This window comes from Pedobacter sp. W3I1, from assembly GCF_030816015.1.
In the GTDB taxonomy this organism is placed as follows: Bacteria; Bacteroidota; Bacteroidia; order Sphingobacteriales; family Sphingobacteriaceae; genus Pedobacter.
The window spans coordinates 3,149,833-3,165,966 of sequence record NZ_JAUSXN010000001.1 but is presented as its reverse complement, the minus strand read 5'-3'; the positions used below and the strand labels follow the sequence as shown (position 1 = coordinate 3,165,966).

The 16,134-nt window shown below is 37.2% G+C and carries 12 protein-coding genes and 1 pseudogene; 8 read left to right on the top strand and 5 right to left on the bottom strand.

Going from position 1 to position 16,134, the window contains the following annotated elements:
- Positions 1-51 precede the first annotated feature (51 nt).
- Positions 52-939, top strand: coding sequence for a peptide chain release factor N(5)-glutamine methyltransferase (prmC, locus tag QF042_RS13200; protein WP_307529073.1), 888 nt, complete (start codon positions 52-54; stop codon positions 937-939).
- Positions 940-1,087: 148 nt separating this feature from the next.
- Here the strand turns inward: prmC and xerD are convergent, their stop codons facing one another.
- On the bottom strand, positions 1,088-1,987 hold the full coding sequence (xerD, locus tag QF042_RS13195) for a site-specific tyrosine recombinase XerD (protein ID WP_307529071.1): 900 nt from the start codon (positions 1,985-1,987) through the stop codon (positions 1,088-1,090).
- 49 nt (positions 1,988-2,036) lie between these two features.
- Between xerD and aroQ the strand changes: the two genes are divergently transcribed.
- Positions 2,037-2,453, top strand: a complete 417-nt coding sequence (gene aroQ / locus QF042_RS13190) for a type II 3-dehydroquinate dehydratase (RefSeq protein WP_307529069.1) — start codon at positions 2,037-2,039, stop codon at positions 2,451-2,453.
- Positions 2,454-2,636: 183 nt separating this feature from the next.
- Here the strand turns inward: aroQ and QF042_RS13185 are convergent, their stop codons facing one another.
- Together QF042_RS13185 and QF042_RS13180 are read right to left on the bottom strand one after the other, a co-directional pair.
- Positions 2,637-3,650 (bottom strand): glycosyltransferase family 2 protein, encoded by a 1,014-nt coding sequence (locus QF042_RS13185; protein ID WP_307529067.1) that lies wholly within the window; start codon positions 3,648-3,650, stop codon positions 2,637-2,639.
- Positions 3,651-3,655: 5 nt separating this feature from the next.
- Positions 3,656-4,531: a lysophospholipid acyltransferase family protein gene (locus tag QF042_RS13180; protein WP_307529065.1), complete on the bottom strand. Its 876-nt coding sequence runs from the start codon at positions 4,529-4,531 to the stop codon at positions 3,656-3,658.
- A gap of 39 nt (positions 4,532-4,570) precedes the next feature.
- Between QF042_RS13180 and QF042_RS13175 the strand changes: the two genes are divergently transcribed.
- The 4 genes and pseudogenes from QF042_RS13175 to bioB all read left to right on the top strand — a co-directional run bounded on the left by QF042_RS13175 (position 4,571) and on the right by bioB (position 9,105).
- Positions 4,571-5,182: a WbqC family protein gene (locus tag QF042_RS13175; RefSeq protein WP_307529063.1), complete on the top strand. Its 612-nt coding sequence runs from the start codon at positions 4,571-4,573 to the stop codon at positions 5,180-5,182.
- Between the two features lie 3 nt (positions 5,183-5,185).
- A complete protein-coding gene (gene corA, locus QF042_RS13170) occupies positions 5,186-6,307 on the top strand; it encodes a magnesium/cobalt transporter CorA (RefSeq protein ID WP_307529061.1) in 1,122 nt (373 codons plus the stop codon).
- Positions 6,308-6,642: 335 nt separating this feature from the next.
- Positions 6,643-7,992, top strand: a complete 1,350-nt coding sequence (mgtE, locus tag QF042_RS13165; protein WP_307529059.1) for a magnesium transporter — start codon at positions 6,643-6,645, stop codon at positions 7,990-7,992.
- 109 nt (positions 7,993-8,101) lie between these two features.
- A pseudogene (bioB, locus tag QF042_RS13160) lies at positions 8,102-9,105 on the top strand (biotin synthase BioB).
- Between the two features lie 151 nt (positions 9,106-9,256).
- Here bioB and QF042_RS13155 read toward each other — a convergent pair.
- Complete coding sequence (locus QF042_RS13155) at positions 9,257-9,667, bottom strand: organic hydroperoxide resistance protein (protein ID WP_307529057.1); 411 nt, start codon at positions 9,665-9,667, stop codon at positions 9,257-9,259.
- Between the two features lie 445 nt (positions 9,668-10,112).
- Here QF042_RS13155 and QF042_RS13150 point away from each other — a divergent pair, with 445 nt between their 5' ends.
- Positions 10,113-12,485, top strand: a complete 2,373-nt coding sequence (locus QF042_RS13150) for a gliding motility-associated C-terminal domain-containing protein (RefSeq protein WP_307529055.1) — start codon at positions 10,113-10,115, stop codon at positions 12,483-12,485.
- Complete coding sequence (locus tag QF042_RS13145) at positions 12,485-13,483, top strand: PorP/SprF family type IX secretion system membrane protein (protein WP_307529052.1); 999 nt, start codon at positions 12,485-12,487, stop codon at positions 13,481-13,483. The genes QF042_RS13150 and QF042_RS13145 overlap by 1 nt, the downstream gene beginning before the upstream one ends.
- Positions 13,484-13,538: 55 nt before the next feature.
- Here the strand turns inward: QF042_RS13145 and QF042_RS13140 are convergent, their stop codons facing one another.
- Positions 13,539-15,698 (bottom strand): FUSC family membrane protein, encoded by a 2,160-nt coding sequence (locus tag QF042_RS13140; RefSeq protein WP_307529050.1) that lies wholly within the window; start codon positions 15,696-15,698, stop codon positions 13,539-13,541.
- Positions 15,699-16,134: the final 436 nt, after the last annotated feature.

The following is a 16,134-nucleotide window of genomic DNA, read 5'->3' as shown; positions in this document are numbered from 1 at the left end:
GGCCTTATCAAAAGAGATCTGTTATCATCTCAAATAAGTAATTTTGTAAATATGAAGATAGGAGAATTAGCGGAGCATTACGAACTAGAACTTGAGCAATTATACGATAGTAATGAAGCAAAAGCATTATTTAGTATTGCTGCCGGAAAGGTTTTAGCCTTATCTTCAGGTAAACTGATCATACAAAAAGATATCGATATCAGTTTTATCAATATGCAAAAACTTTTGAGCATCCTTAATGATTTGCAAATCGGAAAACCCATTCAACATATTTTAGAAGAAGCCCATTTTTACGGCTCTGTATTTAAAGTCAACGAACATGTACTGATCCCGAGGCCAGAAACAGAAGAATTGGTTGATTGGATGATTTCAGATAACAGTTCGCAGTTTTCAGTTAACAGTAACCATAAAATCAGTATTCTTGATATTGGAACTGGCTCTGGATGCATTCCCATCACACTTAAAAAACATTTGCCAGAAGCTGAAGTATCTGCCTTAGATGTTTCTGCCGATGCCATTGTTGTGGCCAAGCAAAATGCAAAACAACTGGGTGTAAAAATCAAGTTTATTGAAGCAGATATTTTGAGTTTTAAAACTGAAGAAAAATTTGACGTCATAGTAAGTAATCCACCTTATATCAGGGATTTAGAGAAAGCAGATATGCATAATAATGTGTTGGTGTACGAACCACATTTGGCCTTGTTTGTGAGTAATGAAAACCCATTAATATTTTATAAAGCTATTGCTGATTTTGCAAGAACAAACTTAAAACCTAACGGACACCTTTATTTCGAGATCAACGAATATTTAGGTAATGAAACTCTTGAAATGTTAGCTGCTAAAGGATTTATTGATATTGAGTTAAGGCAAGATATGCAAGGGAAGGATAGGATGGTTAAAGCTGTAAGTCCGATGTCAGAGGTCGGGAGTCAGAAGTAACCGAGCAATGGTATGAGCTTTCTCCGTTCGTCCTCCTGATCAGATAGTTATCGGATTTGTTTCAGGATCTATAACTGAAGAGTTATAGCATCGACGGATTACATTAAAGGTGCTTTGGTCTTTTAGCTTTAGTCTTTCTGCTCTTCAACTAAGATCTCGGATGAAACTGCGTAATCACCTCTCTTAAATAATCTCTATCAATGTGTGTATAAATTTCTGTAGTGGTAATACTCGAATGGCCCAACATTTCTTGTACGGCTCGCAAATCAGCACCACCTTCAATTAAATGTGTAGCGAACGAATGCCTTAAGGTATGCGGACTAATCGTTTTCTTTAATCCGGTAGATATTGCCAGGCTTTTAATCAGGTTAAAAATCGAAATGCGCGAGAGTTTAGCGCCAAAGCGGTTCAAAAAGATAAAATCTTCATGCCCCTTTTTAATATTTGCATGCACCCTAACTTCGTTAATGTAAATATCGAGCAGCTTTAAGGCTACGCTTCCAATGGGCACTAAACGCTCTTTATTTCCTTTTCCAATTACCTTTATAAATTCGATCTTCGGGAACAGATTCGAGATCCTTAATTCGGTTAATTCAGTTACCCGTAAACCACAGCCATATAAAACCTCCATAATGGCTTTATTACGCATCCCCTCGGGTTTAGAAGCATCAATGGCCTCTATAAGTTTATTGATCTCATAAATATTCAAAGTATCGGGCAATTTTCTGCTGAGTTTTGGTGCTTCAAGCAATGTTGTAGGATCATTTGAAATCACATCTTCGAGCATTAAATAGGCGAAGAAAGCTTTTAGTCCGGAGATTACCCGAGCCTGTGTACTGGCTTGCATACCCAACTCATTCAGCCAGGAGATAAAGGATTTTAGATCAGTTATGGCAACGTCAGTTAATTTGGGCTCTTTAGTTAGAGATTTAAAATACTGGCTCAATTTGTCAATATCACTCAAGTAAGCCTCGACAGAATTACCAGATAACGATCGCTCCAGCTTTAAATACGATTTAAATCCTTTAATATATGATGGCCAAAGCATGCTTTTATTTAAGATTTTTTATAACATTGCAACGTTACAACATTATATTATGAAAATACAAATTATTAACGGGCCAAACTTAAACTTATTAGGTGTTCGCGAGCCATCTATTTACGGAAGCACCAGTATTGAAGATTATATTAAAGAATTAAAAACGGTTTATCCTGATATTGAAATTGAATATTATCAGAGTAATGTGGAAGGCGAAATTATTAATAAACTGCATGAAGTTGGTTTTAGTTATGATGGGGTAGTACTAAATGCCGGCGGTTATACACATACCTCTGTAGCGATTGCTGACGCGATTGCGGCAATTAAAACGCCAGTAGTAGAAGTACACATTTCAAATATATATTCAAGAGAAGAATATCGACATGTTTCTTTAACCGGCAAAAACTGTCAAGGTGTTTTAACAGGTTTTGGTATAAAAGGTTATCGTTTGGCTATTGAAAGTTTGTTGATTTAATCAATTCTATTATTTCTGTCAGATGGCAACATCTGACAGGACTCCAGATCAAAAGAAATCCGTGATCGTCATTTCGAGCGGAGTGCAACGTAGTCGAGAAATCTATAACGGCTAATTAAAAAGATTCTCCATTCCGCTACCGATGAAAAATCGGTGAGCTTCAGTCGAAATGACGCAAGGTTCTTACTTCAAATTCGAGAAATATTTAATCTTCTTAATAAAAAATGCCCAAACAATGCTATTGTTGTATACTCCTGTATGTTGACTATATGCTTTTTGAACGGCTTTTCGCTTTTTGCTTGTTTTTGAAAGCGATTTAAGAAAATGCCAGTGGCCTTTGCTCACCGCCATTGTAAATTTAGACTTTCCGGTTAGCAAAAAGTGCCACCATGCAATAAAATCAATAAAAAATCTGATCGTAATTCGGAAAATGGCATCGCCAGCAGGAAGATTTTTCTGCATGATGATTAGGTTGTTTCTAAAATTAAGATAGGTTTTAAAGGGATTCTCTGTTTGCAATGTTCCACCGCCTACATGGTAAACTTCGGCATCCGGGCAGTACATAATCTTGTAATTGAGGTTCTTTAAACGCCAGCAAAGATCTATCTCCTCCATATGTGCAAAAAGATCGGCATCTAAACCTCCGGCTTCTTCCCAGCATTTACTTTTAATAAAAAATGCCGCCCCACTTGCCCAAAAAACTTCTGTTGTATCATTGTACTGATCATTATCAAACTCATATACATTAAACAGCCTGCCGCGACAGAAAGGAAAAGAATAGATATCCAGATAACCTCCGGCTGCACCTGCATACTCAAACTGTTTTTTGTTTAACTGCCATTTAATTTTAGGTTGCGCTGCTGCAATCTGTGCATCGCTTTCCATCAAATCAATTACCGGCTTTATCCAATTGGAAGTTACCTCCACATCAGAATTGAGCAAGATAAAATAATCAGCCTCAACACGTTCTAAAACCTTGTTGTACCCTCCTGCAAAACCGTAATTCTGGTCGTTCCGGATAATTTTAACGGTAGGAAAGTTTTCTTGTAAAAATGAAACAGAATCGTCGGTGGAGGCATTATCGCCAACCACAATTTGCAGATTATCATACTCTGAAAGCAAAATTACGGGTAAAAATTGCTTTAAATATGCTTTTCCATTCCAGTTTAAAATTACAACGGCTACTGATGGGTTCATTCTTTTTATTCGGGTTTAAATTTCCAGCGTTTATGGCTCCAAAGCCAATATTGAGGCTGTTCTTTAATAATATCTTCTAAAAACTTAAAGTGCAGATTCGTAATCGCGAACTCATCCATTTTAGCTGGATCGAGGCACATAGGCAAAACTTCTACATGGTAATAACCTTTTTTTACTACGCTGACTTTAAAATAGTATATCGGTCTTTTAGTAGATTTTGCTATTTTTTCTACGCCCAAAAGCGCAGCAGTCTGTTGGTGTAAAAAATTTACAAAATATTTGGTTTCTTCTCTTGTGGGAGATTGATCGCTAGCAAAACACAAAAGTGTAGGTTCATTTTTATAGGTGGCCATACCGCGTAGCGTTTGTCGCATGGCAATGAAAACATTACCATATTTGGTACGCATACAATCAAACCAGGTTTCAAAAATTTTGTTGTTAATGGGTTTATAAATGACCATGGTTTTGGCAGAGATACTAAGTCCTAAAGCTAAAGTGCCCAATTCCCAGTTGCCGTAATGGCCGGTACAGGCAAGTACACTTTCTCCCGCTTTAAAATGAGTTTCCAGTTGCTCCAAACCCGTAAATTTTACCCGTTTTAAAGTTTCAGCCCTCGAAATGCTGGTCATTTTAATAATTTCGAAAATGAGTTCGGCCAGATACAGAAAAAATTTTTTCTCAATAGTCTTAATTTCGGTGAGTGATTTTTCAGGAAAGGATTGTGTTAAATTCTGTCTGACAACTTTTTTTCTATAGCCTATTATGTAATAAAGCAGATAATATAGTAATCTTGCAAAAAAAAAGAGCAAAGACAAAGGCAGCAGCAGCGATAACAGGTATAAAAAAAATACGCCAACGTGCGCAATCCCTCTTTTAATCATTATTTTTAAAACGTTTCAACTACAAACATAAATTTTCCAATGCAGAATACAGCTATACTTCCATTATTTTATCTTCCACCAGTGGGCTATTTTAGTCTATTACAAAAACTTGGAGAGGATTTTTTAATCGAAAAACATGAGCATTTAGCCAAGCAAACTTACCGTAACAGGGCCAGTATTTATTCGCCTAATGGAAAACTGGATATTACCGTTCCGGTAGTTAAAGGTTCAAAAACACATACGCAAATGAAGGATGTGCGGATTAGTTATGATTTTAAATGGCAACGATTACATTGGCTGAGCTTGGAAAGCTGTTATAGAAGTTCGGCCTATTTTGAGTTTTACGAAGATGAACTTTCGCGGTTTTATAATCAAAAATTTGAATTCCTTTTCGATTATAACCTCGAACTGGTAGAATGGCTAAGCAAAAAATTAAAGCTGAACAAACGCTTCGAAGTAACCCCCGAGTATTTTGATGATATCGCTCCAGAGCTGGATTTTCGTACCATCATGAACCCTAAAAAAGACGAAGATATTGTAAACAATAAGCCATATTATCAGGTTTTTGAAGATAGACATCAATTTTTACCCAACTTAAGCATTGTTGATCTGTTATTTAATCAGGGTCCTCAGGCCCGGTTATATTTGTAATATATGGGAAAAAACAAGCCGCGTAACCGCCATAAGCACTATAAAGTTCCTGCCCCAGGTACCAGTCCGGGTTTATATGCTATTGATGAAGAAGCGTTAAAACCATTAATCGTACTTCATATTTATAATGATAAGAGTTATAAAAAAGTAGAGCTGGAGAACATCAATAACATTGATAAGCTAATTGAGAATAAAGATTTCTGTTATTGGTTTGATATTAAAGGTCTGGCCGATCCGAACATATTTGAAACATTATATTCAAAATTAGACATCAGCAGGCTTGTTCTGGAAGATATCACCAGTTCTTATCAGCGCCCTAAATTGGATGAATATGATAACGATACCTATATTTTCGCGGTAAGCAGGCACCTGTTTTTAGGTGAGGAAAATGTTTTAAACAATGATCAGATCTCTTTTATTTTGTCTGAACGCACTTTAATTACCTTTCAGGAAACTTATGCCGATTGTTTCGAGCCCGTAAGAAAGCGTTTGGAAATAGGGAAGGGCAACATTCGCATTGGCGGAAGCAGTTATTTAATGTATGCCATAATGGATGTAATTGTAGATAACTATTTTACCTTATTAAATTTTTGGGGTGAAGAGTTGGATGCAATCGAAGACCGCCTTTACGACCATCCCGACCGGAGAATTATGTACGATACGCAAGCCATTAAAAGATCACTGATTACAATTAGAAAAGTAGCCTGGCCAGAAAGAGATAAACTGAACGATATTATCCGTACCGATAGTCCATTGATATCCGACCTGACTAAAACCTACATGAAAGATGCTTACGATCATTGCATCCAGATCATTGATTTTATAGAATCACTAAAAGAGATTGCGTCTGCCAATATTGATATGAATTTATCGATCATCAGCAACCGGATGAACGAGATCATGAAGGTTTTGACCATCATTTCGTCCATATTTATTCCATTAACCTTTATTGCAGGAATTTACGGGATGAATTTTAGTAGGGAAGACCCTACAACCGGAAAAATACTGAAAGATAATATGCCCGAATTGTACGCCGAGCATGGTTATTTGTATACATGGATTGTAATGGCTGTGATTGCGGTTCTTCAGGTAATTTATTTTTGGCGCAAAGGTTGGTTTAAATAATATTTGACATAAAAAATTTCGATAGAAAAATCGTCATCTCGACTGAAGCGTCGCGAAATGGAGAGATCTATCTAGACAGATTTCTCGGCTGCGTTTCACTGCGCTCGAAATGACGGTAACTAGAGGTGAGTTTTGGGCCTAAATTCTCTATTATTTGTTGTTTTTTTAAAAATAAATTAATCCACAAAATGACTATGTTAGTAGGCTAATTATTTGACTCTAAATGAATAATTACTATTCAGTAGGATAAATAAAGAGATTGGAATAAATTTGAATAGGTTCTAAAATCAATTTTTAATATTTGTAGCTTTAGGGCGTTTTTGGTTAGGTTATAGATGCAGTCATTCGAAATAGATAAAAGCGACGTACTCAAGGTTAAAAATGCAATTTTAGCTGGCGATGAAACTTTAAAAATAGTTTTAAAGGAATATCATGCCTCAGAAATTGCAATTCTGTTCGAACGTTTAGACAAATCCGAGCAAAGGCACATTATCAACCTGCTTCCTGCAGAAATAGCTTCCGAGATTATTTCTGAGATGGATGAAGAATCTCACCCGGAAGACTTGCTCTTTGAACTCCATCCCGATAAACGTACCGAAATTGTTGAGGAACTGGATTATGATGATGCGACGGATATCATTTCTCAGTTAGAGGACCACGAGCAAAAAGAGATCCTGGAAGATCTTACTGAGGACCACGCTTCAGAAATCCGAAACCTTTTAACCTACGACGAAAAAACCGCAGGTGGTTTGATGAATACAGAACTGATTTGTGTAAACATTAACCTCACCAAAAAAGATGCAATTGACGAGATTATTCGCCAGAGCGAAGAAATGGAAGAGTTTTATACCATTTACGTGGTTGATGATGAGGAAATTTTTAAAGGTATAGTTTCGTTAAAAGACATCATTAAAGCAAAACACAACGCCAAGATAACGGAGTTGGTTAAGGTCGATGCCGTTTATGTACATCCTGACACCGATCAGGAAGAAGTGGCCAACCTGATTTCGCAGTATAACTTAACCAGTATTCCGGTAATAGATGATCACCAGAAATTGCTTGGTAGAGTAACTTTCGATGATGTGATTGATGTAATGGAAGCGGAAAGCACAGAAGATATCTTAAAAATTTCAGGGGTATCGGAAGATGAGGAATTGAGTGGTAACTGGGTAGAAGCAGTAAAATCGCGTTTACCCTGGTTAATTATCAACCTCGGTACTGCTTTCCTGGCATCATCAGTTGTGCGTTATTTCGACCCGACGATTAAACTAATTCCTTCTTTAGCAGCTTATATGACTATTATTGCCGGGATGGGTGGAAATGCTGCTACCCAGGCGCTTGCGGTAACGGTAAGGCGTATTTCGCTATATGATTTAACGGACAAGCAAGCTTATCGGACCGTTTTGAAAGAGTTTACCGTTGGTTTAATTAATGGTGCAGCTAACGGATTAATTGTCTTTATTTTTGCCTTCTTTTTTGATGGAAACCCAATGCTCGGTTTAGTTATCTTCCTGGCTATGACGGGTAATTTGGTTATTGCGGGTATCACTGGCGCGGGTATTCCACTTATTTTAAAACGCGTAGGTATCGATCCTGCCATTGCATCATCTATAATTATTACTACTTTTACCGATGTTTTTGGTTTCCTATTAATTTTAGGATTGGCCAGCAAACTTTTACTATAATCAGGATTTACTTGATTTAGGATACCAAGATTTAATGCTTGCAAACTAATTGAGCACCTGTTAATTTAACTAAGACTACATAAATTAAAATCTGTAAAATCTGATCCCGATGCAAAAAACAAGACACGATTGGACAAAAGAAGAAATATACGAAATTTATAACAGACCGTTTTTAGATCTGGTTTACGAAGCCGCAACCATTCACAGAGAAAATAAAGATTATAATGAGGTCCAGGTAAGTTCATTAATTTCGATTAAAACCGGTGGCTGTGCCGAAGATTGCAGTTATTGTCCTCAAGCTGCCCGTTACCATACCGATTTGGAAGTACAACCGCTAATGCAGGTTGGCCAGGTGGTTAGTGCTGCCGTTAAAGCAAAAGAGGGTGGAGCATCACGTTTATGTATGGGCGCTGCATGGCGGGAAGTACGCGATAACCGCGATTTTGATCGTGTAATTGAAATGGTTAAGGCCGTAAATGATATATGGATATGGAAGTTTGCTGTACTTTAGGCATGCTTACCGAAAACCAGGCACAACGTTTAGCTGATGCTGGTTTATATGCCTATAACCACAACATCGATACTTCTGAAGATGATTACAAACGCATTATCTCCACCAGAACTTACGATGATCGATTAAATACCATTAAAAATGTACGTAAAGCCAAATTAACGGTATGTAGTGGTGGTATTATTGGTTTAGGCGAAACGGTAGAAGACCGTGTTTCGATGTTGCAGACTTTATCAAACATGGAAAAGCACCCTGAATCAGTTCCCGTTAATGCTTTGGTACCCGTAAAAGGTACGCCTTTAGAAAATCAGCCACGTGTTCCAATCTGGGATATGGTAAGGATGATTGCTACAGCACGTATCGTAATGCCAAACTCAGTGGTACGTTTATCAGCGGGTAGAAATGAAATGAGTACGCTGGAACAGGCTTTTTGCTTTATGGCCGGTGCAAGTTCTATTTTCGCAGGCGATAAATTACTAACTACGCCAAACCCTGCATTTGTCGATGATATGGCCATGTTTGAATTGTTAGGACTAAAAACCCGCGATGCTTTTAAAAATGGCAGACCAGCAAATACAAGGATTGAACAGGAAGCCGTATAATCAAAAAACATAAACTAACAAAAAAGTCCCGACCAGAAATCGGGACTTTTTTGTTAATTTAGTGGTGTCAGATATTTCTATCTGACACTAAGTTGAAGCCTATTTTAATAGCCAGATGGTAACATCTGACTTCACACCATCTAACTTCACATTAAACAGCAGTAACTCTTACTTCGATATTTCCTCTGGTTGCTTTAGAATATGGACAGGCTCTGTGTGCTTTATCAGCCAAAGCCTGTGCTTCCTCATGCGAAATACCAGGAATGTGTACATCAAGGTCTGCAGAGAGCACAAATGCATTACCATCTTTATTAAACGAAACCAATACTTTCACATTAGCTTCACTAATATCAACACCTTCGCGTTCGGCAACTAAGCCTAAAGCCCCTAAATAACAAGGGCCCCATGCTGCTGCAAATAGTTCTTCCGGATTTGTAGCACCTCCTTGCCCGCCTAGTTCTTTTGGTTTTCTTAAATCGAAATCTAAAATTCCATCGCTCGATTTAATGTGTCCGTCTCTTCCTCCAGTAGCTGTAACTTCAGCTGTATATAGCTTTTCCATAATAATAATCTTAATTGATTTAGTTTAACAAATTATAGTTGTCTTTGTTTTTATATACTCCAAAGACTGCTTAAACATACTCTAAAGCGCATAAATGACAATTGTATGAATAATTTGTAATCACTTCATGTAAAAAACAGGTGTTTCCTCAGCTCATTAGCAACTAAAAATCTAAACAAAATTAGTTTATTAATCATGGTAGGATAGGGTAGGATAATTTTAATAAACTTAAAATCAATTGATTATGAATTTTGTTCTATAATATGGTAAAAGTTATCGTTTGTTATACTCATTTATAAGTATCCGGTTTCGTGTAAAAAAGCATGACTTTAGTTTGACACAGAAGCGTCGAACATACTAAAACGATATTTTTATATCATAACTGTTTAAAATCATCCCGTTGTTAAATAGATTGTTTTTGATGATGCTCATAGCAAGCCTTGTTATGCCATCTAAATTATGTGCGCAATTCTCTCCGGAGAATATCGGATTTGAAAATGGAAATTTTCAAAACTGGAAGATCTATGCAGGTTCTATTGCAATCGAAAATAATCAGAATGTAGTTACAATGAATGAAGTGTCCAAACCAATTTCAGGTCGACATACGATCATCAACAACAAAAATCTGCTAGATCCCTATGGTGGTTTTCGGTTGATCCCACCTTCTGGCGGAAACTATTCGGTTAAACTGGGAAACAATGTTACTGGCGCACAGATTGATGGAATATCGTACCTGATGACTGTTCCGGCAGATCAACCAGAATTTACATTAACCTACCAATATGCTATTGTTTTAGAAGATCCAGATCACCAGCCCTTTGAACAGCCCCGGTTTATTGCCAGAATTAAAGATGTAGAGAAGAACGAATACATTCCATGCGCATCGTTTGAATATGTAGCCACTTCATCATTGCCTGGCTTCAAAAAATCAGCGGAGTACGAAAGTGTTATTTATAAAGACTGGTCGCCTGTAACCATTAATTTATCAGGCTATCAGGGCAAACAATTGCTAATCGAATTTATCAGTACCGATTGTTCGAGAGGGCAGCATTTTGGCTATGCCTATGTAGATATCAATAATGTATATGGAGATTTAGTTACCGGCAATACTTATTGTGCCAGTGCCGATGCAGTTAGCTTATCTGGCCCGAGTGGTTATCAAACCTACAATTGGTACAGTGCTGACCGATCAATAAAATATGGCTCTGGGCAATCAATTAATATTAAACCCAAACCTGCCGATGGATCGCGTATCCTGCTCGATATAGTCCCTTATACAGGTTTCGGCTGCCCCAGCACAGTAAATACTGTAATCCATGGAATAGATTATGAGCTTAAGGTCTTAAAGAAAGATGTAGTTTGTCAAGACGCTGAAATTGACCTTTTAGATCCGAAATATATTCTTAATAAATCAGAAGGTTTTACTTACCTGGCTTATGAGGATAAGGATTTAACCAAGCCGATAAATGGTCCGGTTAAAATAATAGCTGACAAAACTTTTTATATTAAAGGAACCAATAACAAAGGTTGTGGAAGTGTAGTTCCGATTGAGATTTCGATATTTAACATGGCAAACATCAGTAGCAAGAATCCTGATGCGGTTTGTTATTCGGAGAGTGTCGACATTACAAATGCAGCATTATACCTTGGCAATTTAGAAGGGATTACCAGATCTTATTTTGCAGATGAGGCAACCACTCAAGTCATTTCAGATCCACAGCACATCAATAAAACAGGAAGATTTTTTATCAAACTTTCTAACCAAATGGGGTGCAGTAAAATTATTTCTATCGAGGTAAGCATAAAAAATAAGCCTGTTTTAAACGTGACCAATCCAAAACCGGTATGCGTTCCAGCAAAAGTAGATATTACTTCAGCCAATCTCTTTTCAGGTAGTTGTGCAAGTTTTAAGTACAGTTTTTATAGGGATCCAGAATTAAGTAACTTGATTACCGATCCATCACATATCGATCATTCAGGCACTTATTATGTAAAAGCAACTAATGCTGATGGATGTACAGTTAGCGATAAAATTGAGGTAACCATCAGCGATATGCCAGTGCTCCATATCAAAAATCCTGATACAGCATGTTATCCAGACAAGGTCGACATTTCCAATCCAGCCCTTTATAGTGGATCAGGCGACCATTTAAGTTATTCGTTTTTCTACGATGAGGCATTAACCAATCAGATTACTTTCCCTAAAGCCATTGCAAAAGCAGGAACCTACTATGTTAAAGCTTCGAATGATGGCGGCTGCTTTACATCGGGCAAAATACAAGTAAGTTTTAATACCGCACCAACTATCGTACTCCATAAACCAAAGGCGGTTTTTGATAATGGTTTGATCGATTTAACCGCACAGGAAATAACCAAAGGGAGCAGCCCGTTTGTAAAGGCTGGTTATTTTGAAGATACCGATTTAAAAAGACCATTGCCTGATCCTACAAAAGTGAACAGGGCAGGGGTTTATTATATTTCGATACAAAACGAAAAGGGCTGTACAGCTTCTGCACCAATAGATCTTGAAATTTTGCCACAGCCCAAAATCATCGTTCCAACGGCGTTTACACCACAGAAAGAAACCAATAACCGCTTGTATCCCTTTTTGGTGGGCATCCAAAAGTTGATCAGTTTTAAGGTATATAACAAATGGGGAATTCTGGTTTATCAGAGTGCCGATTTGGCCAATGGGGGTTGGGATGGACAGTTTAAAAGTAAAATGCAACCTCTTGAAACGTTTTCTTGGTTTGCAGAAGGCGTTGATATCTTCGGCGGTAAAATTCAGTCGAAAGGAAAAACTATACTCATATTATAATGTACAGATCGCTACTCATTTTATGTTTGAGCCTTGCTACAATATGTTGTTGGGCACAAGACCCGAAGTTTTCGCAATACTTCGCTGCCCCTTTAAGTTTAAATCCGGCATTTACTGGCTTTTTTGACGGCGATTATAGAATTGCAGCCAATACGAGGCAGCAATGGGGTAACCTGGGCGATCCTTACAATACTTACAGCGTGTCTGGCGATGTGAAACTTGTAGAAGACGAAAATTTCATTAATAGTTATTTCAGTTTGGGCTTAAGCGGTTTGTTTGACGAATCTTTAAATAAAGCCTTAAAATCGCAATACATCAGTGCCAGTGTTTCATACTACCAATACATGGATGAAGCGCATCGTTTTAAGTTTGGTTTAGCACCACAGCTTTCTTATGTTTCGAAATATTTAGATTACAATAAGCTTACCTTTGCTTCTCAATATAATGGAGGGGGTGGTTTTGATAGTTCGATGCCAAACTACCTTGATTTAAAGAATGATAAAACATCCTATTTCGATTTAAATATTGGGGCCAATTTTGCTGCTAATTTCGATTATTGGAGTGTTGCACTAGGTTATGCACAATATCATTTAACAAAACCTCAGGAGGCCATGCTAAGCAACAGCAGTGATGTTGTTGCAGCCCGTAAAACCATCAATTTAGGCTTGCTTTATCTGGTAAACAATAATGTAGATTTAAATTTTACAGGGGTTTATAATGCCCAGAAAAACAACAAGGATATTATTTTTGGTACTGTTTTAGGTTTAAAGCCGGGCGATGAAACTAAAATGAAACTGAATTTTGGCATGTGGTACAAATTTAACGAAGCTTCATTTTATCCTTATGTTGGCGTAGCTATGGGCAATATAAGTGCTGGTATTAATTATACAGTTTATGGAAGTAAATTAATGAGTGCTACGCCACGCACATACGAACTGTCCTTTATCTATAGGCATAACAATTTTAAAGGCTTTAAAGTGCCCTGTCCTAAATTTTAATTTAAATTGCTTCGTAGCTCTTTGCTTTATGGTTGGTGAGCTATCTTTCCGATAGCTAAAGCTTTATTTTTACCGATAGTTTGTAAATATCATAAGCTACTTTCTGGATGAGGTCGAATTGTTCCGGAATCAAGTCTTCACCTTTCTTTATAGCCAAACCTGGATCGTTTAACCTGATTAATGGCACATTATCAATTGTATTTGTTCCTTGTTCCAAGTTATTAATAGAAGTACCCAGTAAATAATTGGTGTTATTGGCAATAGGTTTTAAGGAATCGAAACTTTCGAAGATAAATTGATGTTCCTTATTGTATAACGAAAGCGTTGCAACATAAGAAGATAGTAAGTGGTTAAGCGCTGTAAACTGATGCACTTCCTTAATAAACAACTGTTTGCTTTTTGGCTCAGAAAACATTCTTTGAAATAGGGAAGCCAAATTCGCCGTACTTACATACACTTCTTTTCGTGCCAGTTTATATTCCGTTCTATTGTAGTTTTTCTCAAAATACAATCTCATTACCTGTTCATAATAAGCCTTGTTTGCCTTTAAAATATCAAGCATAGCCTGTTTAAGTTTTTCATGCTCCCAGGTTGGAAATAAAGAATAACTGGCCAATAATGCAATGCCAGAGCCTATAAAAGTATCATAAATCCTTTCGCGTGCCAGCGCTATCGATCCCATGCCCAGAAAATCGAATAGGATTAAGATATATGGGGTCATAAAGAGCACACTCACTACGTAATTTTTCCTTTGGAAACTATAACAGCCTATCATGCAGATCAACAGAATTACGAATAAGGTGTTTCGATCATGAATGTAAGTAATTACGCCCATACCAACAAAAGCCCCAACGGTGGTGCCGATTAAACGTTGGTAATTGCGTTCCTTCGTTAAACTAAATCCTGGTTTCGAAATGACCAGAATGGTGAGGAGAATCCAGTAACTATGCGAGAAATTGAGAATTTGAGCAACGATAAAACCCAAAAGCATCACCACTGTAACGCGTAACGAATGCCTGAAAGTAGAAGAAGTGTAAGTTAAATTCTCTGTAAACAGTTTAAAATCGAATTTTTGCCTGGTAATAAATTTCTCTGTATCTACCTCAGCTTGTCTGATATCTTTGCTGTTTCTAATTTTAAAATAGCTGAAAATGGTTTTAACCCTAGCCAGTATATTTTCGATATTCACCTCAATATTTTTCAGGGCAATAATGCCTATGGTATTGTACTCCTGGTTTTGATTGTTCTTTTCCAGATTATTGATCTTAATCTTTAGTCTTTCGATCTCAATCAGTAAACGTTTGGAAACAACCGGTGTTCCTCCGCTTTTTAAGGCAAATGCAATATCGTCAAGGGCATAAGAGATCCGTTTAATGGCCATTTCATAATCTGGTAATATACCTGCTTTATCAAACTGATCATGAAGCTGCTGATAGTTATAATAGGTCGACATGACCTGCTCGAAAAGATCAACCATATCGACAAACACCAATAGCAAAAATCTTCCTTCGGGAGTAGAATCCCTTACAATTTCGCGGGTTCTAAACAATAATTCCCTTACCGCATCTTGCTTTTCGTGCACCGAAACCTGAAGTTGTAAAAGATCTGAATAGGTTTTATCGTAATTGTTATTTTGATGATAGAATTTAGCTTTCTCACGCAGAAACTCTGCCACTTCTAAAATAGAATCACTTAACGATTGCTGTACCAAACGGAAGGGGCGGAGGCGGTACACAAAATAGCTTAAACCAGTATACCAAAGGCTTCCGGCCAGCACCATAACTGCATGTAATAATACATCCTGCCATGGGCGTACATCATCAATGCTTAATACCATAATGAGCAGCACGGCAGTACCTACAGATGCAGCCCTGAGGCCATAAATGTAAAACATCGAAAATACAAAGCTCGATACAGCCAGCAAAAAGCCAATAAAATAATGGTTTTTGTTGGTTAAGCCCGTAATGATAGAAAAGGTGAAAATGAGTGCAGTAGTAATTAGCATCGCATTTCTTCGGTGCACCATTGGTCCCGGACTATCTACTACACTAACACATAAGGCTCCTAAAGATAAAGTCATGCCGTACTTTAACATGCCAAACTGTGCAAGAATTAAAGAGGGGAGCAGCACGCCAATGGTAATGCGGAGACCGTCGGCAAAATACGTACTCAATAAAAAGTCTTGTATATTTCTAATAGGTTGCCTGATCTGCATGATACAAAAATAACATAATAGCGAAGTTTTTTGTTGCGATTAAAATTAAGTTTTTTGCTTTTTTTAAACTTTCAAGCAGAAAATAGATAATGTTTTGATTGACAAAACATTATGAGTTGTTTGTAAGTGCGCTTTTTGAAATGTTAATAACGATGAGGTAAACACGGAATGCTGAATACCAATAACGATTTTAAAAATTTAACATGTTGATAAACAGCATTTTTAGGTGGATAACTTTGTGAATAAAAACGTTCATTTTTCTCTTGACAAAAGCGTGTTTTCGTACTAAATTAGATCATATCAAATACGAAGTACTTTGAATTCTGATAAAACGATCCAAAAGAGATAAAGAACCGAAAGGGGAATTGTTTCGGAGCGTTTACAGGGAAAACGATTAATTTCAGAAAGGGTTAAACCGAGTAAGAATATATATAAC

Bases quoted from the DNA above. Each gene is read 5' to 3' on its own strand.
- prmC (WP_307529073.1), top strand. From the start codon at position 52: ATGAAGATAGGAGAATTAGCGGAGCATTACGAACTAGAACTTGAGCAA.
- xerD (WP_307529071.1), bottom strand. From the start codon at position 1,987: ATGCTTTGGCCATCATATATTAAAGGATTTAAATCGTATTTAAAGCTG.
- aroQ (WP_307529069.1), top strand. From the start codon at position 2,037: ATGAAAATACAAATTATTAACGGGCCAAACTTAAACTTATTAGGTGTT.
- QF042_RS13185 (WP_307529067.1), bottom strand. From the start codon at position 3,650: ATGAACCCATCAGTAGCCGTTGTAATTTTAAACTGGAATGGAAAAGCA.
- QF042_RS13180 (WP_307529065.1), bottom strand. From the start codon at position 4,531: ATGATTAAAAGAGGGATTGCGCACGTTGGCGTATTTTTTTTATACCTG.
- QF042_RS13175 (WP_307529063.1), top strand. From the start codon at position 4,571: ATGCAGAATACAGCTATACTTCCATTATTTTATCTTCCACCAGTGGGC.
- corA (WP_307529061.1), top strand. From the start codon at position 5,186: ATGGGAAAAAACAAGCCGCGTAACCGCCATAAGCACTATAAAGTTCCT.
- mgtE (WP_307529059.1), top strand. From the start codon at position 6,643: ATGCAGTCATTCGAAATAGATAAAAGCGACGTACTCAAGGTTAAAAAT.
- QF042_RS13155 (WP_307529057.1), bottom strand. From the start codon at position 9,667: ATGGAAAAGCTATATACAGCTGAAGTTACAGCTACTGGAGGAAGAGAC.
- QF042_RS13150 (WP_307529055.1), top strand. From the start codon at position 10,113: ATGCCATCTAAATTATGTGCGCAATTCTCTCCGGAGAATATCGGATTT.
- QF042_RS13145 (WP_307529052.1), top strand. From the start codon at position 12,485: ATGTACAGATCGCTACTCATTTTATGTTTGAGCCTTGCTACAATATGT.
- QF042_RS13140 (WP_307529050.1), bottom strand. From the start codon at position 15,698: ATGCAGATCAGGCAACCTATTAGAAATATACAAGACTTTTTATTGAGT.